Origin of the sequence: Variovorax sp. PDC80 (assembly GCF_900115375.1) — a bacterium.
GTDB lineage: Bacteria > Pseudomonadota > Gammaproteobacteria > Burkholderiales > Burkholderiaceae_C > Variovorax.
In genome coordinates this window covers 1-25,350 of record NZ_FOWG01000022.1, presented here as the reverse complement: position 1 = coordinate 25,350, position 25,350 = coordinate 1, and the positions used below count along the sequence as shown (strand labels likewise).

The 25,350-nt window shown below is 69.9% G+C and carries 21 protein-coding genes and 1 pseudogene; 10 read left to right on the top strand and 12 right to left on the bottom strand.

The genetic code is table 11. The features are described 5' to 3' along the window. Window position 1: 1 nt before the first annotated feature. The 9 genes from BM109_RS38885 to BM109_RS38850 form a co-directional block, all read right to left on the bottom strand. The gene (locus BM109_RS38885) at window positions 2–1,045 is read right to left on the bottom strand and encodes a taurine ABC transporter substrate-binding protein (RefSeq protein ID WP_093355408.1); all 1,044 of its coding nucleotides are present in this window, start codon (window positions 1,043–1,045) and stop codon (window positions 2–4) included. 117 nt (window positions 1,046–1,162) lie between these two features. Beyond that, window positions 1,163–1,903: a GntR family transcriptional regulator gene (locus tag BM109_RS38880; protein WP_093355406.1), complete on the bottom strand. Its 741-nt coding sequence runs from the start codon at window positions 1,901–1,903 to the stop codon at window positions 1,163–1,165. Window positions 1,904–1,970: 67 nt separating this feature from the next. Continuing rightward, window positions 1,971–3,233: an MFS transporter gene (locus BM109_RS38875; protein ID WP_093355403.1), complete on the bottom strand. Its 1,263-nt coding sequence runs from the start codon at window positions 3,231–3,233 to the stop codon at window positions 1,971–1,973. A gap of 126 nt (window positions 3,234–3,359) precedes the next feature. Next, a complete protein-coding gene (locus BM109_RS41740) occupies window positions 3,360–3,494 on the bottom strand; it encodes a hypothetical protein (protein WP_256223075.1) in 135 nt (44 codons plus the stop codon). Window positions 3,495–3,569: 75 nt separating this feature from the next. Further along, entirely contained in the window at window positions 3,570–4,394 is an 825-nt protein-coding gene (gene phnX / locus BM109_RS38870) for a phosphonoacetaldehyde hydrolase (RefSeq protein WP_093355401.1), read from the bottom strand. A gap of 29 nt (window positions 4,395–4,423) precedes the next feature. Further along, window positions 4,424–5,557 carry a TIGR03364 family FAD-dependent oxidoreductase gene (locus tag BM109_RS38865; RefSeq protein WP_093355398.1) on the bottom strand — a complete coding sequence of 378 codons (1,134 nt, stop codon included), beginning with the start codon at window positions 5,555–5,557 and terminating at the stop codon, window positions 4,424–4,426. Next, window positions 5,554–7,269 carry a putative 2-aminoethylphosphonate ABC transporter permease subunit gene (locus tag BM109_RS38860; protein WP_093355396.1) on the bottom strand — a complete coding sequence of 572 codons (1,716 nt, stop codon included), beginning with the start codon at window positions 7,267–7,269 and terminating at the stop codon, window positions 5,554–5,556. The genes BM109_RS38865 and BM109_RS38860 overlap by 4 nt, the downstream gene beginning before the upstream one ends. Before the next feature lie 296 nt (window positions 7,270–7,565). Continuing rightward, complete coding sequence (locus BM109_RS38855; protein WP_093355393.1) at window positions 7,566–8,642, bottom strand: ABC transporter ATP-binding protein; 1,077 nt, start codon at window positions 8,640–8,642, stop codon at window positions 7,566–7,568. A 65-nt stretch (window positions 8,643–8,707) separates the two neighbouring features. After that, window positions 8,708–9,739: a putative 2-aminoethylphosphonate ABC transporter substrate-binding protein gene (locus BM109_RS38850; protein WP_093355391.1), complete on the bottom strand. Its 1,032-nt coding sequence runs from the start codon at window positions 9,737–9,739 to the stop codon at window positions 8,708–8,710. Between the two features lie 243 nt (window positions 9,740–9,982). Between BM109_RS38850 and BM109_RS38845 the strand changes: the two genes are divergently transcribed. Beyond that, the gene (locus tag BM109_RS38845) at window positions 9,983–10,549 is read left to right on the top strand and encodes a phosphonate degradation HD-domain oxygenase (RefSeq protein ID WP_093355388.1); all 567 of its coding nucleotides are present in this window, start codon (window positions 9,983–9,985) and stop codon (window positions 10,547–10,549) included. A 118-nt stretch (window positions 10,550–10,667) separates the two neighbouring features. Continuing rightward, a complete protein-coding gene (locus tag BM109_RS38840) occupies window positions 10,668–12,452 on the top strand; it encodes an ABC transporter ATP-binding protein/permease (protein ID WP_093355386.1) in 1,785 nt (594 codons plus the stop codon). Here the strand turns inward: BM109_RS38840 and queC are convergent. After that, window positions 12,410–13,138 (bottom strand): 7-cyano-7-deazaguanine synthase QueC, encoded by a 729-nt coding sequence (gene queC / locus BM109_RS38835; protein WP_093355383.1) that lies wholly within the window; start codon window positions 13,136–13,138, stop codon window positions 12,410–12,412. The two genes, BM109_RS38840 and queC, sit on opposite strands and share 43 nt — an antisense overlap. Before the next feature lie 159 nt (window positions 13,139–13,297). On the opposite strand from queC, the gene BM109_RS38830 reads away from it, so the two are divergent. Beyond that, window positions 13,298–13,708 carry a DUF2177 family protein gene (locus tag BM109_RS38830; protein ID WP_093355380.1) on the top strand — a complete coding sequence of 137 codons (411 nt, stop codon included), beginning with the start codon at window positions 13,298–13,300 and terminating at the stop codon, window positions 13,706–13,708. 1 nt (window position 13,709) lies between these two features. On the opposite strand, the gene BM109_RS38825 is transcribed toward BM109_RS38830, so the two are convergent. Together BM109_RS38825 and BM109_RS38820 are read right to left on the bottom strand one after the other, a co-directional pair. Further along, the gene (locus tag BM109_RS38825; protein WP_093355377.1) at window positions 13,710–14,195 is read right to left on the bottom strand and encodes a cyanophycin metabolism-associated DUF1854 family protein; all 486 of its coding nucleotides are present in this window, start codon (window positions 14,193–14,195) and stop codon (window positions 13,710–13,712) included. Further along, a complete protein-coding gene (locus tag BM109_RS38820; protein WP_093355374.1) occupies window positions 14,195–16,477 on the bottom strand; it encodes a cyanophycin metabolism-associated ABC transporter in 2,283 nt (760 codons plus the stop codon). Before BM109_RS38820 ends, BM109_RS38825 begins: the two co-directional genes overlap by 1 nt. Before the next feature lie 139 nt (window positions 16,478–16,616). Here BM109_RS38820 and cphA (BM109_RS38815) point away from each other — a divergent pair, with 139 nt between their 5' ends. The 7 genes and pseudogenes from cphA (BM109_RS38815) to BM109_RS38785 all read left to right on the top strand — a co-directional run. Beyond that, the gene (gene cphA / locus BM109_RS38815) at window positions 16,617–18,854 is read left to right on the top strand and encodes a cyanophycin synthetase (protein WP_256223074.1); all 2,238 of its coding nucleotides are present in this window, start codon (window positions 16,617–16,619) and stop codon (window positions 18,852–18,854) included. Between the two features lie 64 nt (window positions 18,855–18,918). Next, window positions 18,919–21,486, top strand: a complete 2,568-nt coding sequence (gene cphA, locus BM109_RS38810) for a cyanophycin synthetase (protein ID WP_093355368.1) — start codon at window positions 18,919–18,921, stop codon at window positions 21,484–21,486. 218 nt (window positions 21,487–21,704) lie between these two features. After that, window positions 21,705–22,103, top strand: coding sequence for a hypothetical protein (locus tag BM109_RS38805; protein ID WP_093355364.1), 399 nt, complete (start codon window positions 21,705–21,707; stop codon window positions 22,101–22,103). 40 nt (window positions 22,104–22,143) lie between these two features. Continuing rightward, window positions 22,144–22,653, top strand: a complete 510-nt coding sequence (locus BM109_RS38800; protein WP_093355361.1) for a hypothetical protein — start codon at window positions 22,144–22,146, stop codon at window positions 22,651–22,653. 211 nt (window positions 22,654–22,864) lie between these two features. Then, window positions 22,865–23,134, top strand: a complete 270-nt coding sequence (locus tag BM109_RS38795) for a hypothetical protein (RefSeq protein ID WP_093355358.1) — start codon at window positions 22,865–22,867, stop codon at window positions 23,132–23,134. A 476-nt stretch (window positions 23,135–23,610) separates the two neighbouring features. Further along, a complete protein-coding gene (locus tag BM109_RS38790; protein WP_093355354.1) occupies window positions 23,611–24,693 on the top strand; it encodes a tartrate dehydrogenase in 1,083 nt (360 codons plus the stop codon). 346 nt (window positions 24,694–25,039) lie between these two features. Next, window positions 25,040–25,350 (top strand): annotated as a pseudogene (locus BM109_RS38785) (ABC transporter permease); the annotation flags it as partial.

Genomic DNA, 25,350 nt, shown 5'->3' with positions numbered 1-25,350 from the left:
CTCAGGCGGCCATCTTGGCGACGAAGCTCGAATCGACGAGCCCGCTCAGGTCCTTCGGCATGGCCGAGATCTGCGCCGACTCCAGGAGGAACTGCGCCTGCGTCTGCAAGGTCTTGAGCACGCCCGTGTCCTTCTCGCCGGGCTTGCCCATCCAGTGGCTCTGCAGCTGCTCGCGCGCGGGCACCGGGTAGAAGGTGTTGAGCGAGCGCATCACCGCGGCCTCGTCGACGTTGAGGAACTTGGTCATGGTCTCGACCACTTCCTTCGGTTCCTGCTTGAAGGTGCGCGCGATCTGCTCGTAGTCCTTGAGGAAGGCCAGCACCAGGTCGGGCGACTTCTGCTTGAACTCGTCGCGCACCAGCAGGCCGTCGAAGATCAGCAGGTTGTTCTTGTTGAGGTCGCCGGTCTTGAAGATGATCTTGCCGCCATCCTCGGTCAGGCGCGGCAGCACCGGCACCCAGATGTAGCTGGCATCGATCTCGCGGCGCTGCCAGGCCGAGGCGATCTGGTCGGCGCGCATGTTGATGAGCTGCACGTCCGCCAGCCCGATGCCCGCGGTCTTGAGCGCCGCCACCGCGGCGAAGTGCACCGAGGTGTTGAACGGCAGGCCGATCTTCTTGCCCTTGAGCCCCGCCACCGTGGTGATGCCCGAGTTGCCCTGCACCACCAGGCATTCGCTGTCGACGATGTTCTTGTAGACGTAGACCATCGAGGCCTTCAGCCCGTTGGCGTAGCCGACCATCATCGGGCTGGAGCCGATGTTGCACATGTCGAGGCTGCCGCCGGCCATGGCCGCGATCACCTCGGAGCCCGCGCGCACGGTCACGAAGTCGGCGCTGGTGCCGGCGCCGAAGGTCTTGGCCGCCATGTTCTTCGCGCGGATGTAGTTCTGCGCGTCGATGGCGCCGAAGGTGCCGAGCTTGACCGAGCGCGACTGCGCGGCGGCCGGGCCCGAGGCCCCGAGCAGCAGCGAGCCGGCGGAAGAGGCCAGCAGCATGTGGGCGCTGGCCAGGTGGAACTCGCGGCGGGAGAGATTCAACTTCATGCGACGGCCTTTCTTCGAACAGACGAAGGAACTGGAGCCCCGGCAACGAGGCCTTGGCCGCACTTTAGGCGATCAGAATATATTCTGTCTACGCAGAAACCCGCGCCAGCCGCTTTTTCAGGGCTTGAGCAGACGGATCAGGTAGCGCGAGCCGTGCGTCAGGTCGTCGCGCATCGCCTGCCCGAGCGCGTCGCCGTCGCGCCGGCGCAGGGCGTCCATGGCCGTCAGATGCGTCTCGTGCCCTGTGAGGCTGCCGCAGTACTGCGGGAACAGCAGGTTGAGCGTGGGGCCGACGCGCAGCCACAGGCTCTCGATGATGCGGATCAGGATGGCCTGGCCCGAGGCTCGATATATCGAGAGATGGAATTCGGTGTTCTCGAGCAGGGTGCGATGGGCGTCGCCGGCCTGGATGGCCGCCAGGTGCGCCTGCACCACGCCGTCGAGGCGCTCGATCTCGTCGTTCGAGATGCGCGGCGCGGCCTCCTTGGCGGCCAGGCATTCGAGCTCCATGCGGATCTTGAGGATCTCGCGGTAGGTCTCGACGTCGAGGCGCGGCACGCGGATGGTGCGGCCGTTGACCACCTCGAGCCCGTGCTCCACCACCAGCCGCTGCACCGCCTCGCGCACCGGCGTCAGGCTCACGCCCTGGCTCTCGGCCACGCCGCGCACGGTCAGCACCTGCTCGGGCAGCAGCGCGCCGGTCATCAGCGACTGCCGCAGCCGCTGGTAGACCTGGTCGGTCAGCGTGTCGGCGCGCGCGCCCTGCGCCTCGTCGCGCAACGCCGGTTCCGCATGGGCGGCACGGCGCGCGCGCGGACGGACCTCGGGTCGGCGGGCGGTGGGCTTGGAGGCGGGCATCGGGGGTCGGCTCGGTGGGATTGTGGCTTGAATATACTCTGCCGCCTCCAGCCGCCCGGGCGCTGGCTCAGGCCGGCGCGACGCGGCGGCCGCGACCCATGACGCGGTAGAGCAGGAAGGCCGCGATCGAGACGTTGACCAGGTTCCAGCCGATGCCGTTGAGGAAGGCCGCGTGGTAGCTGCCCGTGAGGTCGAACACCTTGCCCGACATCCAGCCGCCGAGCGCCATGCCGAACAGCGTGAACATCAGCACCGTGCCCACGCGCGCGCCCGCCTCGGAGGCCGGGAAGTGCTCGCGCACGATGATCGCGTACGAGGGCACGATGCCGCCCTGGAACAGGCCGAACAGCGCCGACACCACGTACAGCGGCACCAGGCCGTCGAAGGGCAGGAACAGCAGCAGCGCCACGCACTGCAGCGCGCCGCCGAGCAGCAGCGTGCGCAGCCCGCCGATGCGGTCGCAGATGGCGCCCGACACCAGCCGGCTCACCACGCCGAAGGCCAGCATCAGCGAGAGCATCTGCGCGCCGCGCGCGGCGCCGAAGCCGAGGTCGCTGCAGTAGGCCACGATGTGCACCTGCGGCATCGCCATCGCCACGCAGCAGGCCACGCCCGCCACGCACAGCAGGCCCTGCGCCGTGCCGGCGCTGAAGCCGAAGGGGCGCGCGAGGTTGCGCACCGCGGCGCCGCCGGGACCGGCAACGGGCGGTGCCGCGACGGCCGCCGGCGCACGCGCGCGGAAGAAGAAGGCCAGCGCCACCATCGTGACGCTGCAGAACAGGCCCATGCCGATGTAGGTCTGGCGCCAGCCCACGGTCTCGATGAAGTGCTGCACGATCGGCGGCCACACGGCGCCCGCCACGTAGTTGCCGCTGGCGCAGATCGCCACCGCGATGCCGCGCCGCTTGACGAACCACAGCGAGGTGTCGGCCACCAGTGGCGCGAAGGCCACCGAGCTGCCGAGCAGGCCGACCAGCAGGGTCTGGGCGATGGTGAAGGAGACGATGCCGCCCGCGAGGCCCGAGGCGACGTAGCCGAGCCCGAGGCAGACCGCGCCGCCGAGCAGCGGCCACATCATGCCGAAGCGGTCGGCCAGCTTGCCCATGAGCACGCCGCCGATGCCGAAGCCCAGCATCAGCAGCGTGTAGGGCAGCGAGGCCTGCGCGCGGTCGATGCCGAACTCGGCCTGCACCGAGGGCAGCATCACCGACACCACGTACATGCCGCTGCTGCCGACCGTCATGATCAGCAGCGTGAGGCCCAGCCGCACCATGGCATAGCGCGAATCGGGCTGGTGGGAGGGGTGGCGTGCGGCGAGCGTCTCCGTCATCGTTCTCTTTCTTGTCTTGCATGCGTCCGTCGGGAAGACGGCGAGGTCGAGCATACAAGGCAAGCCGCGCTGGCGCACGAGCGCCCCGCGCCGCGCGTCGGCGGCGCCGCCATGCGCCGGTGCGCGTCAGGCCAGCGACGGCGCGACGAGCGGCTGCGCGGCCGAGGCCTTGGGCATCGGACCGCCCGGCCTGGGCTTGTCGTCGCAGCCGGCGGCCATCAGGCCGAGGCAGCAGCAGAGTGCGAGGAAGAGGTGTCGCATGGCGGGCATGCTAGGCCCGCTCCATGGTCGGTCAAGTCGGACGCGGGCCCGATCGCGCCGCCGTGAAAACGGAACTCAGCGCGCGGGCCGCTCGCCGGCCGCGAGGCGGCGCTCGATGTCGTCGAGCACCGGCATGAGCTCGGCCACGCTGTCGATCACGTAGTGGGCACCGGCCGCCTTCAGCTGCTCGGTGGCCTGCTCGCGGCGTGCCTGCTGCTCGTCGGCGCCGAGCGCCTGCCATTCGGCCAGGGTCAGCCCCATCACGTTGCCGCTGACCGCGAGGCCCACGGCCCAGGTGCCGGCGTTCAGGCCTTCCTCGAGGCCCACGCCGGTGTCGTCGACCTTCACCACGGTATGGGCCGGCCACACGCCGAGGTCGGCGAAGCAGCGGTACATCATCAGCGGCGAAGGCCGGCCGGCCGCGAGGTCGCCCGCGCACACGAGGTTGTCGGGCACGTAGCCGCCCTGCGCGGCGATGGCCGTGACCACCTCCATGATCGGGCGGTTGTAGCCGGTGGTCGAGCCGATCTTCAGGCCGCGCGCACGCGCGGCGGCCACGGCGTCGAGCGCGCCCGGGATGAAGTCGGCATGGTCGCGCGCGCTGGCGGCATTCATCGGCGTGAACACCTCGTAGAGCCGGTCGACGTCGGCATCATTGAAGGCATGGCCGTGCTTCGCTTCCCACTGCGCGGCGATGCGCGGCTGCGAGCCCAGCGCCTTGATGTGGTCCCATTTGGCCATGCCCATCGGGCCGCGCGCCTCGGCGATGGTGATCTCGATGCCGAACTGCTCGAACAGCTTCACGAAGGCGCCCATGGGCGCGCAGGAGCCGAAGTCGAGGATGGTGCCGGCCCAGTCGAAGACGACGGCCTGGAGCCTGGAGGAATGCGTGGCGGACATGAAGAAGGACTCGCGTGAATGAAAAGGGATCACCAGCCGGCGAACACGTCGTGCGCGATGCCGAAGCCGGTGCTGGCGCCGGTGCCGCTGGTGACCAGCACCACGCGGGTCGCGTCGTCGGGCGCGTCGATCACGCAGGGCGTGGTCTTCGAGGAGGGATAGACGCCGTTCCAGCGCTCGACGATCTGCGCGCTCTCGAGGTCGAGCGTGCTGCGCAGGTGGCGCAGGATCAGGCGGTCGACCTCCTCCAGCGCGAAGGGCTCGGGCGCGGCGGCGTAGTGGTGCGAATCGCCGACCACCAGCGAACCGTCGGCGCTCTGCACCACGATCAGGTGGATGCCGTGCGCGAGCGAAGCGGCCTCTTCCTGCTGCAGGCGCTCGCGCAGCGCGGCCGCCTCGGGCAGCGTGCTGTAGCCCTCGTAGCGCACCAGGCTCAGGTCCATCATCACCGCGCCCGGCAGCCGGAAGCCGGCCTCGGGCTGCACGCGCAGCATCTGCAGCCGGCACAGGGTGAGGTCGTGGGCGGCGATGCGATCGGCGAACAGGCCGTGCAGTTCGCTGTTGGTGCAGACCACCACGCGCTCGGCATGCAGCTCGCCGCGCGAGGTGCGCACGCGCGGCGTCTGCACCTCGAGCACGGCCTCGCCGAAGCGGAAGGTCACGCCGTGCGCGCGCGCCAGCCAGGTGGCGAGCCGGGCGATCGCGGTGCGCGACTCCACGCGCAGCTCGTGCGGGCTGAACAGCACCGAGCGCGCCTCGGCCAGGTGCAGCGCGGGCGCCTTGGCCTGGGCCTCGGCGGCATCGATCAGTTGGCAGGCCTCGCCCATGGGCGTGCGCATGAAGGCCTCGAGCACCGCATGCGCCTCGGGCCGGTAGGCCGCGAGCCACAGGTGGCGGTGCACGATGTCGATGTCGGCCTGCGGCGCGATCTCCTGCCACACGTCGCGCGAGTGCATGGCGCGGCGCCAGCTGTCGCCCGGCGCCTGGCCGGTCACGGTGATGAAGCCGAAGTTGCGGATCGAGGCGCCGATGCAGGCGGCGTCGCGCTCGACCACGCAGACCCGCAGGCCGCGCTTGGCGGCGGTGTAGGCGTGCGCGAGGCCGACGATGCCGGCACCGACGACGATGACATCGAAGGAGGAAGAATTGGGAGCGGCGGTCAACGGTGTCTCCAGGCTTGGGTGCGCGCGAGCGCCCAGTGGCCGGCCAGCGCGAACAGGCCGCGGCCGGCGGCGGCCGTGAGCATGATCAGCGAGGCCATGGCCGCGGCGGGCGCCACGTCGCCGGCATCGTCCATGTTGAGCACGGCGATGGCGGCCAGCGTGGTCTGCGGCGAATAGAGGAACACGACGGCCGAGACGGTGGTCATCGCGTTGACGAAGAAGTAGCCGCCGACGTTGAGCACCGTGGGCAGCGCGACCGGCAGGTGCACGCGCCACAGGGTGCGCCAGAACGGGATGCCCATCGATTCGGAGACCAGCTCGTACTCGCGGTCGAGCTGGCGCAGCGCGGTCAGCGAAGTGAGGTGCGCGACCGAGAAGAAATGCGCCACGGTGCAGACCACGAGGATGGTCATGCTGCCGTAGATGGCGCGCAGCGGGTTCGAGGGCGAGATGAAGAAGAAGATGTAGCCCACGCCGAGCACCAGGCCCGGCACGGCGAGCGGCAGGTTGGCCAGCAGGTTCAGCAGCTCGCGCAGCAGGCCGAAGTGGCGCGGCTTCTCGACCAGATAGGCCGAGACGAAGGTGAGCAGCGCGCCCGCCACGGCGGCGCAGACCGCGAGCCGCAGCGAGTTGAAGTAGCTGCCCCAGCCGCCGCCGTCCATGTTGCTGAAGTCGTAGTTCTTGAACGAGGGCGCGAGCTGGTACGGCCAGTAGGTGGCGAGCGAAGCGAACACGGCCATGCCGATCATCACGAGGATGGCGCAGGCCGTGAGCGCGCAGAACACGAGCAGCGCGCGGTCGCGCGTGCGCACGGGCTCGGGCTGGTAGGGCGTGGCGCGCGCCGACAGCGCGGCGGCCTGCTTGCGACGCACATGGCGTTCGACCAGGAAGGACAGCACGGCCGGGATCAGCAGCACGAAGCCCACCACCGCGCCCATCTGGAAGTTCTGTTGCCCCACCACCTGCTTGTAGATGTCGGTCGCGAGCACGCCGGTCTGGCCGCCCACCACCTTGGGCACGCCGAAGTCGGTGATCACCAGCACGAACACCACCATCGCGGCCACGATCAGCCCGTAGCGCGTGGACGGCAAGGTGACGGTGCGGAACATGCGCCAGCGCGAGGCACCGAGGGTCTGCGCGGCCTCGTAGAGGCGGCCGTCGGAGGTCGCCATCGCGGTGGTGAGGATCAGCAGCGCATGCGGCAGGGTCCAGAACACCGAGCCCAGCACGATGCCCAGCGGGCCGTAGATGGACGCACCACCGAGCAGGCCCTTGAACAGGCCCTGGTTGCCGAACAGGTAGACCAGGCTGATGGCGGGCAGCAGCGAGGGCGCGAGCAGCGGTATCAGCGCGACCGCGCGCAGCAAGCCCTTGGCCGGCATGCACGACAGCGTGAGGCCGTAGGCATAGACATAGGCGATGGCGGTGCAGATCACGGCGCTGATCGCGGCCAGCCAGAGGCTGTTGAAGGCCGACTGGACCAGGGCGGGGTTGTCGAGGTAGCGCGCGAAGTTGGCCAGGCCCACGAAGCCGCCTTCGCGGTCGAAGAAGCTCTGGCCGACGAGTGCGCCTACGGGCAGTGCGACGATGACCAGCAGCAGTGCGACGACGAGCAGTACGGCGGCGCCGGTGAGCCAGCGTTCGCGGTCTACGGCGCTGGCGCGTATCGGCGTGACAGGGATGATGGCGATGGCTTCGGGGGTGCTGCTCATTTTGTGTGTCCGGGGCGCGTGCACAGGACAGCGGGTACTTCCCTCCGCGAATGTCCCCCGCCTTCGGCTCCTCCTTGATTTCGCTGCGGGAAGCACCCACTGCCCTGTGCACGTGGGCGCAGCGGTGGTGCCAGCCGATTCAACCGACCTGCTCCAGACTCACGTCGATGGGGTACTCCCCGCAGCGAAATAAAGGAGGAGGCCGCAGGCCGGGGGACATTCGCGGAGGGGAGTACCCCGTCGGCGTGAGTCCGCCCCGAGCGGACCCTATCGAGAGCCAGAGCGCAAGGCGTCATTCAATGCGCCAGCACCGACAACGCATGCAAGGGCAGCTGGATATGCACCATGCTGCTGGGCACCAGCGGCTCGCCGCCATGGCCCTGCGCATCGGCCGGCAGCTCGGCTTCGATCTCGATGCCCAGCGGCTCGCAGGCCAGGCGCGCGGCGGTGCGGTTGCCGAAGAACTCGGTGTCGAGCAGACGGGCCGCGAAGCTGTTGGCGCCGAGCTCGGCACCGAAGCGCTTCACCACCACATGCTCCGGACGGATGCCCACGGTGGCCTGCGAACCCACGCTGAGGTTGCCGGGGGCGCAGAACAGCTCGGCGTCGCGCACGCGCACCTTGCCGTCGGCCAGCACCGTGGCCGGCAGCATGTTCATGCGGCCCACGAAGCCCGCCACGAAACGCGTGCGCGGCTGGCGGTAGAGCTCGTCGGGCGTGCCGGCCTGCTCGATGCGCCCGTCGTGCATCAGCACCACGCGGTCGGCCATCGAGAGCGCCTCTTCCTGGTCGTGCGTGACCATGATGGTGACGATGCCCAGGCGCTTCTGCAGCGCGCGGATCTCGGTGCGCAGGCTGGCGCGCACCTGCGCGTCGAGCGCCGACAGCGGCTCGTCGAGCAGCAGCAGGCGCGGATTGGGCGCGAGCGCGCGGGCCAGTGCCACGCGCTGCTGCTGGCCGCCCGAGAGTTGTACCGGGTACTTGTCGGCATGCGCCGCCAGGCCCACCAGGTCGAGCATCTCGCGCGAACGCTTGGCCATCTCGCGCGCCAGCGCGCCCGTCGGATGCAGGCCGTAGGCGATGTTCTGCGCCGCCGTCAGGTTGGGGAACAGCGCATACGACTGGAACACCACCCCGAAGCCACGCGCCGCCGGCGGCAGGCCCGCGATGTCCTGGCCGCCGAGCAGGATCTGCCCGTGGTCCGCGCGCTCGATGCCGCAGACGATGCGCAGCAAGGTCGTCTTGCCGCAGCCCGAGGGGCCGAGCAGGCAGACGAACTCGCCCGGTTCGATGTCGAGGTCGATGCCGTCGAGCACGCGCGTCGCGCCGAAGGACTTGCCGATGCCGCGGAGGGAAAGAAAGCTCGTCGTCATGCGCGGCTGCCTGCTGGAAGAGAAGAAGAAAAAAGGAAAGAGGAATGCGAAGAGCCGTCAGCCCCTCACATCGGCTTCTTCTCGGACTTCGATTCGTAGCGCTTGGACCACTCGGCCAGGATGCGGTCGCGGTTCGCGGCGGCCCAGGTGAAGTCGTTCTTGGCCAGCAGCTTCTCCACGTCGCCCGGCACGAATTCCAGCTTTTCCTGGATGCCCGGCAGCGCGAGCACCGCGAAGTTCTTCGCGTAGAGCTCGTTGGCCTGCTTCGTCACGGCCCAGTCGGCCAGTGCCTTGGCGGCGTCCTGCTTCTTGCTGGTCTTGATGATGCCGGTGGCTTCCATGTCCCAGCCCAGGCCTTCCTTGGGCAGCACGATGTCGATCGGCGCGCCGTCGCGCTTGGTCTTGTTGGCGCGGTATTCGAAGGACATGCCGAGCGCGAACTCGCCGGCGCCGGCCTGGCGGCAGGGCTTGCTGCCCGACTGGCTGTAGATGCCGATGTTCTGGTGCAGCGCGTCCATGTACTTCCAGGCCTTGTCCTCGCCCATCATCTGGATCCAGCCCGAGACCATCAGGTAGCCGGTGCCCGAGGCGGCCGGGTTGGGCATCGTGATCTGGCCCTTGTAGACCGGGTTCGTCAGATCGGCCCAGCTCGTGGGCTTGGGCAGGTTCTTCTTGGTCGCTTCGGCGGTGTTGAAGCAGATGGCCGAGGACCACACGTCCATGCCGACCCACTTGGGCGGGTTGGCCGGATCGCGCATGGTGGGCTTCACCGCGTCGAGGCCCTTGGGCGCGTAGGGCTGCAGCATGCCTTCCTTGTCGAGCAGCATCAGCGAGGTGGCGGCCAGGCCCCACACCACGTCGGCCTGCGGGTTGGCCTTCTCGGCCAGCAGCTTGGCGGTGACGATGCCGGTGGAGTCGCGCACGAACTTCAGCTCGATGGTCGGGTTCTCCTTCTCGAACGCGGCCTTGTAGGCCTGCACCTGGTCGGCCTCGAGCGCGGTATAGACCAGCAGCTCGGTGCGGCCCTGGGCGGTGGCGGCGAAGGCCAGCGAAAGCAGGGCGGGCACGGCGGCCCAGCGAAGACAACGACGCAGCATGGTGAGATCCCTCGGGAAAGAATTGGAGCGAAAAACGGGAGAAAAACGAAAACGCAACACGGTGGCGCAGGCCTGCCGTGGACGCGGCGATGCTGGCAGCGGCGTGTGACAGGGATTTGTCAAACGCATGCGTTGGGGCATGCCAAAACCCTTCCCGCGACCGGGCTCGCACGGGCGGTCACGGCCTTGTCATCGAGATACGCGAACTTCGGTGTGCTGTCGCCCGCGCTTCGTTTCAGAACAATGACACTCGACCTCGCCGAGATCGCCCGCCTTTTTGCCGAACGCGGCGGCGTCGCCTATGCGGGCGAGCCGGTGTCGCAGACCGAGCACGCGCTGCAATGCGCCTGGCTGGCCGAGCAGGCCGGGGCCGGCGACGCACTGGTCACGGCCGCGCTGCTGCACGACCTGGGCCACATGCTGATCACCGAGCACCAGACGCTCGAGCGCTCGCCGACCGAGCTCGGCATCGACGACCGCCACCAGTACATCGCGCTGCCGCTGCTGCGCGGCGCCTTCGGCCTCGAGGTGCGCGAACCGATCCGGCTGCACGTGGATGCCAAGCGCTACCTCTGCGCGACCCGGCCCGACTACTTCGCGCGGCTCTCGCCCGATTCGGTGCGCAGCCTGCAACTGCAGGGCGGGCCGATGAACGACGCGGCCGCGCGGCGCTTCGCCGACCATCCGTGGTCGGGCGATGCGATCCGGCTGCGGCTGTGGGACGAGGAGGCGAAGGTCGAGGGCCTGAAGACGCCGCCGCTGGCCCACTTCCTGGCGACCGCGGCGCGCGTGATGCTGGACACCTACTGAGGGCGACGCAGGCCGGTCGCATGCCGTGCCGGCATGTTTCAGCCCGGTTTAAGAAACATTTGTCTACTATGGCCTCCTCACGATGACCGGCGCGCCTGCGCCAGCGAGGAAAGCCAGCATGTCCCCCACCGTCAACGAACGCGCCCAGACCTTCCTGCAGGTGCTGCGCCGCGTCTTCAAGCTCGCGGCGCCCTACTTCCGGTCCGACGAGAAATGGAAGGCGCGGCTCATGTTCGCGACCATCGTCGCGCTCAACCTGGGCTACGTGTACGTGGCGGTGCTCGGCAACCAGTGGTATGGGCGCTTCTACGATGCGCTGCAGAACAAGGATGCGGCGAGCTTCTGGCGCGAGGTCGGCGTGTTCGGCTGGATCGCCTTCTTCAACATCGCGGTGCAGGTGCTCAAGTTCTACGTGACGCAGCTGCTGCAGCTGCGCTGGCGCACCTGGATGACGCGCGAGTACATGTCGCGCTGGATGGCCGACCGGACCTTCTACCACCTCGAGCTGGCGCGCTACGCCGGCAAGGAAGGCCAGGCGCCCGACAACCCCGACCAGCGGATCCAGGAGGACGTGCAGATGTTCACCAGCGCCACCATGTCGCTGTCGATGGGCCTGCTGAACGCGGTCGTCACGCTGATGAGCTTCATCGGCCTGCTCTGGGGCCTGTCGGGCAACTTCTCGTTCACCTTCAGCGGCACCACCTACCAGGTGGTGGGCGCGATGGTCTGGATCGCGCTCGCCTATTCCATCGTGGGCACCGCGATCACGCACTTCATCGGCCGCCCGCTGATCGGGATCAACTTCCGCCAGCAACGCTACGAGGCCGACTTCCGGCACCACCTGATGCGCGTGCGCGAATACAGCGAAGCGGTGGCGCTGGACCATGGCGAGAAGGTCGAGCGCGCCCAGCTCGACACGCGCTTCGGCAACGTGCTGCGCAACTACCTGCTGCTGATCAAGCAGCAGAAGAACCTCCTCACCTTCACCTCCTTCTTCGGCCAGGCGGCCGTGATCTTTCCGTTCCTCGTCGCGGGGCAGCAGTACTTCGGCGGCGCCTTCCAGCTCGGCCACCTGATGCAGATCGGCTCGGCCTTCGGCAAGGTGCAGGAGTCGCTGAGCTGGTTCGTCGACAACTACGACAGCCTGGCCGTCTGGCGCGCCACGGCGGACCGTCTCTCGAGCTTCGACGAGGGCATGACCGCGCATGCCGCGCGCCCCGAAACGCTGGAGCGCGCGCCGGCCGCGGCGCTGAGCACGCGGGACCTGTCGGTCGCGCTGCCCAACGGCACGCCGCTGCTCAGCGGCGCCGCCCTGTCGGTGCAGCCCGGCGACAGCGTGCTGGTGCAAGGCCCCTCGGGCAGCGGCAAGTCGACGCTGTTCCGCGCCTTCGCGGGCATCTGGCCGTTCTCGAAGGGCCGGCTCGAGGTGCCCGAGGACGTGGCCTTCATGCCCCAGCGTCCCTACGTGCCCGACGGCAAGCTGCGCGATGCCCTGACCTATCCCAACCCGTCGACGGATTTCAGCGACGACCAGTTGCGCCAGGCCCTGGCCGATGCGCTGCTGCCCGACCTCGTGGCACGCCTCGACGACAGCGACGCCTGGGGCCAGAAGCTCTCGGGCGGCGAGCAGCAGCGGCTCGCGATCGCGCGCGTGCTGCTCAAGAAGCCGCGCTGGATCTTCGCCGACGAGATCAGCAGCGCGCTCGACGCGCCGGCCGAGCGCACGCTCTACCAGCGGCTGGCCGGGATGGTGCGCGAGAAAGGCGGCGCGATGGTCTCGATCGCGCACCGCGCCGCGGTCGGCGAGTTCCACACCCAGCGCTGGACGCTGGTGCCCGAAGCCGAGGGCGCGCCCGCGCGCTACCGCGTGGAGGTGGTGCCGGGCACGGCCGGCTCGGCATAGCGCGCCCAGCCCCGGGCGCGCAGCTCGCACGCCGGGCACTCGCCGCACCCATAGCCCCAGGCCTGCCGGTGCGTGCGGTCGCCCAGGTAGCAGGTGTGGGTCTCCTCCACGATCAGGTCCACCAGCGGCTGGCCGCCGAGGCGGTGCGCGAGCTGCCAGGTCTCGGCCTTGTCGATCCACATCAGCGGCGTGTCGATCACCAGCCGGCGCTCCAGCCCCAGCGACAGCGCGAGCTGCATCGCCTTCATGGTGTCGTCGCGGCAGTCGGGGTAGCCCGAGAAGTCGGTCTCGCAGACGCCGGTGACGATCACCTGCAGCCCGCGCCGGTAGGCCAGCGCGCCGGCCAGCGTGAGGAACAGCAGGTTGCGTCCCGGCACGAAGGTGTTGGGCAGGCCGTCGGCCTGCATCTCGAACGCGACCTCCTCGGTCAGCGAGGAGCCGCCGAGCTGGGCCAGTGCCGCCAGCGTGAGCACGTGGTCCTGGCCCAGGCGCGGCGCCCAGTCGGGAAAGCGCTCGCGCAGTGAGGCCAGGATGCCGGCGCGCACGTCGAGCTCGACGCGGTGGCGCTGGCCGTAGTCGAAGCCCAGGGTCTCGACGCGCTGGTACTTCGAGAGGGCATCGGCCAGGCAGGTGGTGGAGTCCTGCCCGCCGGAGAACAGGACGAGGGCGGTGGTGTGCAGGGGCATGATGGGCTCGAGGAATGGATGGCAAGGCGCATCGGTGCGCGGGAACGACGGAGCTGTAGTCCGAACGCGCGATTTTCGCAGTCCGCGCCGCCGGCGCTACCCGCGGCCCCCGGGCCTCGCTACGATGGCCGCGACACCCCACCCATCCGCACCGCCGCCATGACCACCAAACACCTCGCCGCCTGGGCCGCCTCCTTCCTGGTGATGGCACTGATCGATTCGCTCTGGCTCGGCGTGATCGCCAAGAACCTCTACCAGCAGGGGCTGGGCCACCTGATGGCCTCCGAGCCGAAGCTGGGCTTCGCGGCGCTGTTCTACCTGCTGTACCCGGTGGGCCTGGTGTTCTTCGCGGTGCTGCCCGGCGCCGAGGCCGCGAGCCTCGCGCGCACCGCGCTGCTGGGCGCCCTGCTCGGCCTGTTCGCCTACGCCACCTACGACCTCACCAACCTCTCGATCATGAAGGGCTGGCCGCTGGGCCTGTCGCTGCTCGACATGGCCTGGGGCACCTTCGCGAGCGGCGTGGCGGCGACGGCGGGCGGGGCAGCGCTGCGTTGGATAGGCTCTCGCTGACCTAGAGAAAGCGCTCGAGCAACTTGCGCGACGCGCGGTCGAGCGCCTTCAGGTCGGCGATGCGGAACTGCACCCCGTGCGCGCTCGCGATCAGCAGCGCGCCGTGCTCGAGCCGGCGGATGTCCTCCTCGGCCTTGAGCACGAAGCGGGTGTCGCCGCGGTCGGTGCTCACGGTCCAGGTGCTGGGCACGCCGAAGCTCGACACGGCATGCAGCTTGAGCAGCGTGGGCGCGAAGTCGCGCACCGCGAGTTCTTCCTCGAGCAGCGCGCGCGCCGCGGGCGGCAGCTGATCGACGCGGTCGATCCAGACCAGCTCGCGGCCCTCGCCACCGACCAGCGAGATGCCCTCGCCCGGCGCGCTGAGCGGGAAGGCCCGCACCGGCGCGACGCCCACGTGCCGCTGGCCCTGGGCATCGGTCAGCACCAGCCGGCCGAAGGCATCGCGCTCGAGCCCGAAGCCGGGCGGGGTGATCGTCGTCGTTTCCATCATGCGTCTCCCGCCGGATGCGCCGCATGGCTCACCGGGATGCCCTGCGCGCCCACGCGCTCGTTGGCCGCGCCTTCGCTCGCGTCGTCGTCGCCCTGGCGCAGCTGCGCCTGGTAGAGGCGCCAGTAGGCGCCCTGCTTGGCCATGAGCGCGTCGTGCGGGCCGACCTCGACGATCTCGCCGCGGTCCATCACCACCAGGCGGTCGGCCTTGCGCAGGGTCGAGAGCCGGTGCGCGATCGCGATCGTGGTGCGGCCCTGCACGAGGTTGTCGAGCGCCTTCTGGATCTCCTTCTCGGTCTCGGTGTCGACCGCCGAGGTGGCCTCGTCGAGGATCAGGATGCGCGGGTCGATCAGCAGCGCGCGCGCGATGCTGATGCGCTGGCGCTCGCCGCCCGACAGGCCCTGGCCGCGCTCGCCCACCAGCGAGTCGTAGCCGTGCGGCAGGCGCAGGATGAAGTCGTGCGCATGGGCGGCGCGCGCCGCGGCCACGATCTCCTCGCGCGTGGCGTCGGGCTTGCCGTAGGCGATGTTCTGCGCGATGGTGCCGAAGAACAGGAAGGGCTCCTGCAGCACCAGCCCGACGTGGCGCCGGTAGTCGGCCACGGCGAAGCGGCGGATGTCGGTGCCGTCGACCTCGATCGCGCCCTCGGTGGCGTCGTAGAAGCGGCAGATCAGGTTGACCAGCGTGCTCTTGCCCGAGCCGCTGTGGCCCACCAGGCCGATCATCTCGCCGGGCTCGATGCGCAGGTCGAGGTCGTGGATGACGGCGCGCGAGCCGTAGCGGAAGCCCAGCCCGCGCATCGCGATCGCGCCCTGCACCCGCTCCACCTTCACCGGGTTCGCGGGTTCGGGCACGTTGCTCACGTGGTCGAGGATGTCGAAGATGCGCTTGGCGCCGGCCGCGGCCTTCTGCGTCACCGAGACGATGCGGCTCATCGAGTCCATGCGCGTGTAGAAGCGGCCGATGTAGGCGATGAAGGCGGTCAGCACGCCCACCGTGATGCTGCCGCGCGCCACCTGCCAGATGCCGAAGCCCCAGACCACCAGCAGGCCGATCTCGGTCAGCAGCGACACGGTGGGCGTGAACACCGACCAGGTGCGGTTGAGCTTGTCGTTGACCTGCAGGTTGTAGGCGTTGGCGGCGCGGAAGCGCTCGGCCTCGCGGCGCTCCTGGGCGAAGGCCTTGACCACGCGGATGCCGGGGATGGTGTCGGCCAGCACGTTGGTGACCTCGGACCAGACGCGGTCGATCTTCTCGAAGCCGGTGCGCAGCCGATCGCGCACCACGTGGATCATCCAGGCGATGAAGGGCAGCGGCACCAGCGTGACCACGGCCAGCAGCGGATTGATCGAGATCAGGATCGCCGCCGTCATGACGATCATCAGCACGTCGTTGGCGAAATCGAGCGCATGCAGCGACAGGAAGACGTTGATGCGGTCGGTTTCGGAGCCGATGCGCGCCATCAGGTCACCGGTGCGCTTGCCGCCGAAGTAGTCGAGCGGCAGGGTCAGCAGGTGTTCGTAGGTGGTGGTGCGCAGGTCGGCGCCGATGCGCTCGGACACCAGCGCCAGCAGGTAGGTGCGCGCCCAGCCCAGGCCCCAGCCGACCAGCGCCGCGCCGAGCAGGCCGCTCAGGTAGAGGCCCACGCGCATCGGATCGATCTTCTGCCCGTTCTGGAACGGGATCAGGATGTCGTCCATCAGCGGGATCGTGAGGTACGGCGGCACCAGGGTGGCGGCCGTGGACAGCACGGTGAGGAAGAAGCCGGCGATCAGCTGCTTGCGATAGGGCCGGGCGAAGCGGCCCAGCCGCAGCAGCACCCAGGTCGAGGGCGGGGTCTGGAGCTCGGTGTCGACCTCGTCGGCCTCGGCCTCGGGTGTCGCGCGCGCGACACCGCCGGCATGGCTGGCACGCTGGCCGAACAGCCGCAGCAGGCGCAGCGCGGCGACCTGGCTGGCCAGGGTATAGCGCCAGCGCGCCAGCCGGCCCTCGCCGCCGACCAGGTCGAGCAGGCCGACCCCCGACTGGTCGCTCAGCTGCAGCGCCAGCGCCGGGTCGGCGAGCGACCACTCACGCCAGACGCCTTTGCCGCCGGGCTCCAGCGCCAGCAGCCGCTGGTCGGTGAGCGCCACCAGGCCAAAACTGAAACGAAGTTCTTCATCGAGGTCAACCGACAGTGTTGCCAGAACGTTTTCCGCGACTGCGAGCCGGCTTTTCAGAGCCTCTGAAACCGCTTCGTTTTCGCCCTCCTGGGTGCCGACTGGATCGTGATGTTGCATTGTGTTTCTTTGACTCTTGCCCGTCGCGGCCCGCTGGGACCGCGCCATGACGCCCTTCGCGGGGCGCCGATTCTGACCGATCGCCATGGGCGCGCTTGAAGGCGCCGCGGTGCTCGGCCAAAGCACATCGAACGTTTGCATGACCCGTTTCGACGACATTCGCCTGCTGCGCATCAACTATTTGCGCGGCCCGAGCATCTGGACCTACCGCCCGGTGCTCGAAGTCTGGCTGGACCTCGGCCGGCTCGAGGAATTCCCCTCCAACAAGATCGAAGGCTTCGGCGACCGGCTGACGACCCTGCTGCCGGCGCTGATCGAGCACCACTGCGGCGTCGGCGAGCGCGGCGGCTTCATCCAGCGGCTGCGCGAAGGCACCTGGTCGGGCCACGTGCTCGAGCACGTGGTGATCGAGCTTCTGAACCTGGCCGGCATGGCCACCGGTTTCGGCCAGACCCGCGAGACTTCGGTCTCGGGCACCTACCGCATGGTGTTCCGCTCGCGTGACGAGCAGGTGGCGCGGGTGGCGCTGGCCGAAGGCCACCGCATCATGATGGCCGCGATCAACGACGACCCGATCGGCCCGGCCGACGTGCAGGCCGCGATCGAGGCGATCAAGTCGAAGGTCGACGACTGCTACCTCGGCCCGAGCACCGAGGCGATCGTGAATGCCGCGATCGACCGCGACATCCCCTACATGCGCCTGAACAGCGGCAACCTGGTCCAGATGGGCTACGGCGCCAACCAGCAGCGCATCTGGACCGCCGAGACCGACTACACCAGCGCCATCGGCGAATCGATCGCCAGCGACAAGGTGCTGACCAAGTCGCTGCTCGCGGGCTGCGGCATCCCGGTGCCCGGCGGCCAGGCGGTCGCCAGCCCGGCCGAGGCCTGGGAAGTGGCCGAGGAGATGGGCGTGCCGGTGGTGGTCAAGCCCTCCGACGGCAACCATGGCCGCGGCGTGATCCTGGACCTGACCAAGCGCGAGGACATCGAGGCCGCCTTCTCGGTGGCCGAGCGCCACGGCAGCGAAGTGCTGGTCGAGCGCTACATCCGCGGCGAGGAGCACCGCGTGCTGGTGGTCGGCGGCCGCATGGTGGCGGCCGCGCGCGGCGAGACCGTCTGGGTCACGGGCGACGGCAAGTCCGACTGCAGCGAACTCATCGACCTGCAGATCAACAGCGACCCGCGCCGCGGCGACACCGAGGACTTCCCGCTGTCGTTCCTCGGCGCGCGCGACGGCGCGATCCTGTCGGACCTGCGCCGCCAGGGCCTGGTGCCCGAATCGGTGCCCGAAGCCGGCCGCCGCGTGCTGATCCAGCGCAACGGCAACGTCGCGATCGACTGCACCGACAGCGTCCATCCCGAGGTCGCGCACATGGTCGAGCTGGCCGCGCGCGTGGTCGGCCTGGACATCGCCGGCATCGACCTGGTCTGCGAGGACATCTCCAAGCCGCTCGGCCCGCAGGGCGGCGCCATCGTCGAGGTGAACGCCGGCCCCGGCCTGCTGATGCACCTGAAGCCGGCCGTCGGCTCGCCGCGCCCGGTGGGCCGCGCGATCTGCGACCACCTGTTCCCCGACGACTCGCAAGGCCGCATCCCCGTGGTGGGCGTGGCCGGTTCGCGCGACAACGCGGTGATCGCCCGCCTGGTGGCCTGGCTGGTCGGCCTCGGCGGCCGCCACACCGGCCTGGCCTGCCGCGACGGCCTGTTCCTCGAGCGCCGCCGCGTCGATGCGCGCGACAGCGCCAACTGGGAAGCCGGCCACCGCCTGCTGATGAACCGCCAGGTGCAGGCCGTGGTGATCGAGAACGGCGCGCGCACCATCCTGCAGGACGGCCTGCCCTACGACCGCTGCGAGGTCGGCATCGTGACCGACCTCGGCGGCTTCGAGCAGCTCGGCGACTTCGACATCCGCGAGAGCGACCACATGGTCAAGGTGCTGCGCACCCAGGTCGACGTGGTGCTGCCCGAGGGCACCGCGGTGCTCAATGCCGACGACGAACGCGTGGCCGGCCTGGCCCCGCTGTGCGACGGCGCCGTGATCCTCTACAGCGTGGACGCGCAGGCCGCGTCGCTGACGGCCCACCAGGCCGCCGGCGGCAAGGCGGTGCTGATCCGCCAGGACCGCGTGGTGCTGGCCAACGGCACCAGCGAATCGTTCCTGCCGGGCCTGGGCCGCCTCACCGTGTGGCGCGCCACCCATGCCGGCGTCAGCCTCGAGAGCCTGCTGGCCGCCGTGGCCGCGGCCTGGGCGCTGGGCATTCCGCTCAACCTCATCGGCGCGGGCATCGAAGCCTTCGAGGCCGACCTGCAGGCGGCACTGGCCTCGCTGCAGCTCTCGCAGAGCCAGCCCTCGCCCCAACTCCAGCTCGCCTGATCCATCCGGTCCCCCGCGTTCTCGCGGGGCACCCGCCGATACCCCAGAAGAACCGCGCCGCCCCATGAAAGTCACCCGCACCCGCGCCCTTCGCGGCCCCAACCTCTGGAGCCGCCACACCGCCATCGAGGCGGTCGTTGCCTGCGAAGGCGACGAGAACGCCATCGGCCGGCTGGCCGGCTTCGAGGACCGCCTGCGCGCGGCCTTCCCGACCATCGGCGAGCTGCACCCGATGGTGCTGGGCCAGCCGCTGGCGCTGGCCCACGTGCTGGAGAACGCGGCCGTGGCGCTGCAGGCCCAGGCCGGCTGCGCGGTCAACTTCGGCCACACCTCGCCCACGCTGGAAGAAGGCGTCTACCAGGTGGTCGTGCAATACACCGAGGAGGCCGTCGGCCGCCGCGCGCTCGAGCTGGCCGAGGCGCTGATCGCCGCGGCGCAGAACGGCACCGCCTTCGACGCCACCGCCGCCATCACCGAGCTGCGCGACCTCGACGAATCGGAACGCCTGGGCCCGAGCACCGGCTCCATCGTCGACGCCGCCGTGGCGCGCGGCATCCCCTACCGCCGCCTCACCAGCGGCAGCCTGGTGCAGTTCGGCTGGGGCTCGAAGCAGCGCCGCATCCAGGCCGCCGAGGTCGACAGCACCAGCGGCGTGGCCGAATCGATCGCGCAGGACAAGGAACTCACCAAGCAGCTGCTCAACGCCGCCGGCGTGCCGGTGCCGCTGGGCCGCCCGGTGACCGACATGGACGATGCCTGGGCCGCCGCGCAGGAGATCGGCCTGCCCGTGGTGGTGAAGCCGCAGGACGGCAACCAGGGCAAGGGCGTGACCGTCAACATCACGACGCGCGAACAGCTCGATGCGGCCTACACGGCCGCCGATGCCCACGGCGAGGTGATGGTCGAGAAATTCCTGCCGGGCTTCGACTTCCGCCTGCTGGTGGTGGGCGACCGCCTGGTGGCCGCCTCGCGGCGCGATCCGCCGCACGTGATCGGCGACGGCAGCGCCACCGTGCGCCAGCTGGTCGACACGGTCAACCTCGATCCGCGCCGCGGCGAGGGCCATGCCACCTCGCTGACCAAGATCCGCCTCGACGACATCGCCGTCGGCCGGCTCGAGGCGCAAGGCCTCACGCCCGACAGCGTGCCCGCGCTGGGCCAGCGCGTGGTGCTGCGCAACAACGCCAACCTCTCGACCGGCGGCACCGCCACCGACGTGACCGACACCGTGCATCCCGAGGTGGCGGCGCGCGCGGTCGACGCGGCGCAGATGGTCGGCCTGCACATCTGCGGCGTCGACGTGGTCTGCGAGAGCGTGCTGCGCCCGCTCGAGGAGCAGCACGGCGGCATCGTCGAGGTCAATGCCGCGCCGGGTCTACGCATGCACATCTCGCCCTCGTTCGGCCGCGGCCGCGCGGTCGGCGAGGCGGTGGTCGACGCGCTGTTCGCCCATGGCGACGACGGCCGCATCCCGGTGATCGCGGTCACCGGCACCAACGGCAAGACCACCACCACGCGGCTGATCAACCACATCGTCGCCTCCAGCGGCCTGCGCACCGGCATGACCAACACCGACGGCGTGTACGTCGACGGCCGCCAGACCGACAGCGGCGACTGCAGCGGCCCGAAGAGCGCGCGCAACGTGCTGCTGCATCCCGACGTGGACGCGGCCGTGTTCGAGGTCGCGCGCGGCGGCGTGCTGCGCGAGGGCCTGGGCTTCGACCGCTGCTCGGTGGCCGTGGTCACCAACATCGGCAGCGGCGACCACCTCGGCCTGAACTACATCACCACCGTCGAGGACCTCGCGGTGCTCAAGCGCGTGGTGGTGCGCAACGTGGCGCCGGGCGGCTACGCCGTGCTCAACGCGGCCGACCCCAACGTCGCCGCGATGGCCACCAACTGCCCGGGCGAGGTGATCTTCTTCGCCGCCGACCGCCAGCATCCGGTGATGGCCACGCACCGCGCGCAGGGCAAGCGCACCGTCTACGTCGACCAGGACACCGTGGTGGCCGCCGAGGGCTCGTGGCGCGAACGCATCTCGCTGCGCGACGTGCCGATCACGCGCGGCGGCAGCATCGGCTTCCAGGTCGACAACGTGATGGCCGCCGTGGCCGCGGCCTGGGCCGTGGGCCTGGACTGGGACACCATCCGCAGCGGCCTCGCGAGCTTCCTCAACGACGCCGCCGGCGTGCCCGGCCGCTTCAACGTGATGGACTACCGCGGTGCCACGGTGATCGCCGACTACGGCCACAACACCGACGCCATGCGCGCGCTGGTCTCGGCCGTGGACACCATGCCCGCGAAGAAGCGCTCGGTGGTCATCAGCGGCGCGGGCGACCGGCGCGATTCCGACATCCGCGACCAGACCGCGATCCTGGGCCAGGCCTTCGACGACGTGATCCTCTACCAGGACGCGGCCCAGCGCGGCCGCGCCGACGGCGAGGTGATGGGCCTGCTGCGCCAGGGCCTGCAGGGCGCGACCCGCACGCGCCAGATCGACGAGATCCGCGGCGAGTTCATCGCCATCGACGCCGCGCTGGCCCGGCTGCAGCCCGGCGACCTCTCGCTGATCCTGGTCGACCAGGTCGACGAAGCGCTCGCTCACCTCGCGAAGCGCATCGCGGAAGGCTGAGCACACGGGCCGGGTCCCGCGGCTGCGGGATTCGTCCCACACGCAGGGGCGCGTCCCGCCGGGTCCGCAATCTGTGCCGTCCCACAGGCCGCGCGCGCCGCGCGGCCGGACACTGGGCCTCCAGTCGCGCACTGCCTCGCTCTCGAGGAAGTCGCGTCCTTTCAGGAGGCACGATGACCCCAACAGTCCACCCGGGAACGATCCCGACCCGCCGCCCGATGCGGCCGCTGCGTTCCCTTCGCATCCTCGCGCTCGCGGCCGGCCTGGTCGCGCTCGGTGCGCAGGCCCAGGCCCCCGGTTCCGAGGCGCGCATGCAGAAGGAGCGCGCCACCTGCGACGGCGTGCAGCAGGACCGCGCGGCCTGCCTGCGCGAAGCCGGCGCGGCACGGCAGGAAGCCGGCCGCAACGGCCTCACGAGCGCCGGTCCCGGCGGCTACGACGCCAATGCGCTCGCGCGCTGCCGCGAACAACCGGCCGCCGATCGCGCCGACTGCGAAGCGCGCATCCGCGGCAGCGCGGGCGCCGGCCGCACCACCACCGAAGGCAGCGTGATGGGCGGCGGCGTGATCCGCGAGACCGTGACGCCGCTGCCCGCGCAGCCGGCACCGGCGCGCTGACCCCTCGTCCTCTTCATCGGCTGATCTCAAGGAGCCCACCATGAACCAGCGTCTTCTCCTCACCCGCGGCGCCGTCGCCGCCCTCGTGGCACTCGGCGCCCTGGCCAGCGCCGGCAGCGCCAGCGCGCAATCGCGTCGCGGCGAAGCCACCTACGAACGCGAGCTGGCCGTCTGCGGCCACAACCAGCAGGACCGCGCGGCCTGTATCCGCGAAGCCGGCGCGGCGCGCCAGGAAGCGGCACGCGGCGGCCTCACCGCCGCGCCCGACTACCGCCGCAATGCGCTGCAGCGCTGTGCCTTGCAACCGCCGGGCGACCGTGCCGACTGCGAAGCCCGCGTGCTCGGCGGCGAAGGCAACACCCGCGCCGCGGTCGACGGCAGCGTGATGGGCGGCGGCGTGATCCGCGAGTCGGTCACCACGGTCGTGATGCCGGCCCCCGCGCCCTATCCGGTGGCCCCGGCGATGCGCGCGCCCGAGCCCGTGATGGTGCCGCCGGCCGCCTATCCGGCCGCGCCGATGCCCTACCCGGCACCGCAGCCGATCCGCTGATCGCCATCGGCATCCGCCACGAGGCGCCCTTCGGGGCGCCTTTTCATGCGAAAAACCGCCCCGAAGCTCCGAAATCCGGGTGTTTTCCCTCTTGGCGAGGTTCTGCAGGCCTGCAATTCGATGCCCCGCAATGTCACAGAATTGTCATAAAAGCCTTGGGGGCTGCTAGCTATAGTTCTCGGCTCCTGCCTTACCGAGAAACTTTTCACCCATGAATGCCATCAAGGTCGCTCGCCGATTCATCGAAACGGACCCGGCCAACGAATCGGCCAAGATCCTCGCCCAGCTCGTGCTGGCCCTCGAATCCGAACACAGCTTCGAACTCGTCACGCTCTACAGCCTCGACTACAAGAGCTTCCAGCTGGCGATGGACATCCTCAAGGAATGGCGCCTCGACCGCTACTACGCCAGCAAGTCCAAGCTGTTCGATCTGTCGCTGCAAGTCACCGAGCTCGACAAGAGCAGCAGCAGCAGCAACTGAGATTCGACGGTTCCGCGCCTTTTCGTTTTCCGTTTCCCTCCCTCCCGCTCCCCGCCTCTCTCTTTCTCCCAGTTCCCCTCGCGTTCGACGCGACCGCTGCACCGTCGCAGCCGGCTGATCCGCTTCCCTCTCGCCTCCCGAACCCGCGCCGCGCGACGCGCCTGCTTTTGCGTGGGCGCGCGGCGGGAGCGCGCTCGCGTGGCGCTGGCACGCGAGCGTGTCGCGACCGTGTCGCAGGGCCGCCGACGCGACCTCCAGCCTTCTAATTTTTGGAAGGCCAAGCGCTGCAACGCGCGCGATCCGTTGCCGATCTCCCTGGAAAGACCCGCCGCCGCCCCTTCCAATATTGGCAAGCCGGCGTACGTGCCATTCCCGATCCCGCCCCACCGATCCAGTCCTAGACTCCGACGCGGCAGGCGCACGCCCCGCACGACGGGCGCCCCGCGCCGTCCCTCATCAACCGGGTACTGGATCAAATGCAAGCAAAACACAGGATCGCCGTCATTCCCGGCGACGGCATCGGCGTCGAGGTGATGCCCGAGGGCCTTCGCGTGCTGGACGCCGTGGGCCGCCGCTTCGGCATCGATTTCTCGTTCGACCACTTCGACTGGGGCTCGGACCACTACGTGCGCACCGGCCTGATGATGCCGGCCGACTGGGACGACAAGATCCAGGGCCACGACGCGATCTACTTCGGCGCGGTGGGCGCGCCCGACAAGGTGCCCGACCACATCGCGGTGTGGGGCCTGCTGATCAAGATCCGCCGCGAGTTCGACCAGTACGTGAACCTGCGCCCGGTGCGCCTGATGCCGGGCGTGCCCGGCCCGCTGGCGCACCGCCAGCCCGGCGACATCGACTTCCTGGTGGTGCGCGAGAACACCGAGGGCGAATACACCTCGGTCGGCGGCCGCCTGTTCGAGGGCACGCCGCGCGAGATGGCGATCCAAGAAGCGGTGTTCACGCGCACGGGCGTGGACCGGATCATCGACTACGCGTTCCAGCTGGCGAGCCGCCGCAAGCGCAAGAACCTGGTGGCCGCGACCAAGTCGAACGGGATCTCGATCACGATGCCCTACTGGGACGAGCGCCTGGCCGAGATCGCGAAGCGCTACCCCGACGTGGCGACGAGCAAGTACCACATCGACATCCTGTGCGCGCACTTCGTGCAGCACCCGGACTGGTTCGACGTGGTGGTGGCCTCCAACCTGTTCGGCGACATCCTGTCGGACCTGGGCCCGGCCTGCACCGGCACCATCGGCATCGCACCCTCGGGCAACCTCAACCCCGAACGCAAGTTCCCCTCGCTGTTCGAACCCGTGCACGGCTCGGCCCCCGACATCGCGGGCAAGGGCATCGCCAACCCCATCGGCCAGATCTGGTCGGCCGCGCTGATGCTCGACCACCTCGGCGGCGACAACCCGGTCTACGCCGAAGCCTCGGCCGCCGTGCTCTCGGCGATCGAGACCGTGCTCAGCGAAGGTCCGCGCACCCGCGACATGGGGGGCACCGCCAACACCGTCGACGTGGGGCGTGCGATCGCCGAGTGCATCTCGGCATGAGTTCTCGCGCCTGCCGTACGGTCCGTCGCGCCTTGGATGAGGTGCGTGGGTCGGGGCGGGCGCGCGCCGACGGGGTACTCCCCTCCGCGAATGTCCCCCGCCTTCGGCTCCTCCTTTATTTCGCTGCAGGGAGTACCCCATCGACGCGCGCCTGGACGCCACCGTTGTTGAACCGCCGGCACCACCGCAGCGCCTCCCGTGCACAGGGCAGTGGGTGCTTCCCGCAGCGAAATCAAGGAGGAGGCCGAAGGCCGGGGGACATTCGCGGAGGGAAGTACCCGCTGTCCTGTGCACGCGCCCCGGACAGAACCGCCACGAACAACAGCAAAGCGATGAACACCCAGAGATGAGCCTCTTCCTAATCAAGCGCCTTGCCACGCTGATCGGCACGCTGATCGGCGCCTCCATCATCGTCTTCCTGGTCCTGGAGATCCTGCCCGGCAATGCCGCGCAGATGCTCATGGGCCCGGACGCCGCACCCGAAGCCGTCGCCGCCCTGGCCACCAAGCTCGGCCTCGACCAGCCCGCCTGGACCCGCTACTGGCACTGGATCGCAGGTCTGCTCACCGGCGACCTCGGCGACTCCTACGCCTACAGCTCCCCCGTGCTCGACCTCATCCTCGAGCGCCTCGCACTCACCGTCCCCCTGGCCCTCTT

Coding starts and splice junctions, on each gene's coding strand:
- BM109_RS38790 (WP_093355354.1), top strand. CDS start 23,611: ATGCAAGCAAAACACAGGATCGCCGTCATTCCCGGCGACGGCATCGGC.
- BM109_RS38850 (WP_093355391.1), bottom strand. CDS start 9,739: ATGCTGCGTCGTTGTCTTCGCTGGGCCGCCGTGCCCGCCCTGCTTTCG.
- BM109_RS38820 (WP_093355374.1), bottom strand. CDS start 16,477: ATGCAACATCACGATCCAGTCGGCACCCAGGAGGGCGAAAACGAAGCG.
- BM109_RS41740 (WP_256223075.1), bottom strand. CDS start 3,494: ATGCGACACCTCTTCCTCGCACTCTGCTGCTGCCTCGGCCTGATGGCC.
- BM109_RS38825 (WP_093355377.1), bottom strand. CDS start 14,195: ATGGAAACGACGACGATCACCCCGCCCGGCTTCGGGCTCGAGCGCGAT.
- BM109_RS38800 (WP_093355361.1), top strand. CDS start 22,144: ATGAACCAGCGTCTTCTCCTCACCCGCGGCGCCGTCGCCGCCCTCGTG.
- cphA (WP_256223074.1), top strand. CDS start 16,617: ATGACCCGTTTCGACGACATTCGCCTGCTGCGCATCAACTATTTGCGC.
- BM109_RS38830 (WP_093355380.1), top strand. CDS start 13,298: ATGACCACCAAACACCTCGCCGCCTGGGCCGCCTCCTTCCTGGTGATG.
- BM109_RS38795 (WP_093355358.1), top strand. CDS start 22,865: ATGAATGCCATCAAGGTCGCTCGCCGATTCATCGAAACGGACCCGGCC.
- BM109_RS38885 (WP_093355408.1), bottom strand. CDS start 1,045: ATGAAGTTGAATCTCTCCCGCCGCGAGTTCCACCTGGCCAGCGCCCAC.
- BM109_RS38805 (WP_093355364.1), top strand. CDS start 21,705: ATGCGGCCGCTGCGTTCCCTTCGCATCCTCGCGCTCGCGGCCGGCCTG.
- BM109_RS38855 (WP_093355393.1), bottom strand. CDS start 8,642: ATGACGACGAGCTTTCTTTCCCTCCGCGGCATCGGCAAGTCCTTCGGC.
- BM109_RS38840 (WP_093355386.1), top strand. CDS start 10,668: ATGTCCCCCACCGTCAACGAACGCGCCCAGACCTTCCTGCAGGTGCTG.
- queC (WP_093355383.1), bottom strand. CDS start 13,138: ATGCCCCTGCACACCACCGCCCTCGTCCTGTTCTCCGGCGGGCAGGAC.
- phnX (WP_093355401.1), bottom strand. CDS start 4,394: ATGTCCGCCACGCATTCCTCCAGGCTCCAGGCCGTCGTCTTCGACTGG.
- BM109_RS38845 (WP_093355388.1), top strand. CDS start 9,983: ATGACACTCGACCTCGCCGAGATCGCCCGCCTTTTTGCCGAACGCGGC.
- cphA (WP_093355368.1), top strand. CDS start 18,919: ATGAAAGTCACCCGCACCCGCGCCCTTCGCGGCCCCAACCTCTGGAGC.
- BM109_RS38875 (WP_093355403.1), bottom strand. CDS start 3,233: ATGACGGAGACGCTCGCCGCACGCCACCCCTCCCACCAGCCCGATTCG.
- BM109_RS38880 (WP_093355406.1), bottom strand. CDS start 1,903: ATGCCCGCCTCCAAGCCCACCGCCCGCCGACCCGAGGTCCGTCCGCGC.
- BM109_RS38860 (WP_093355396.1), bottom strand. CDS start 7,269: ATGAGCAGCACCCCCGAAGCCATCGCCATCATCCCTGTCACGCCGATA.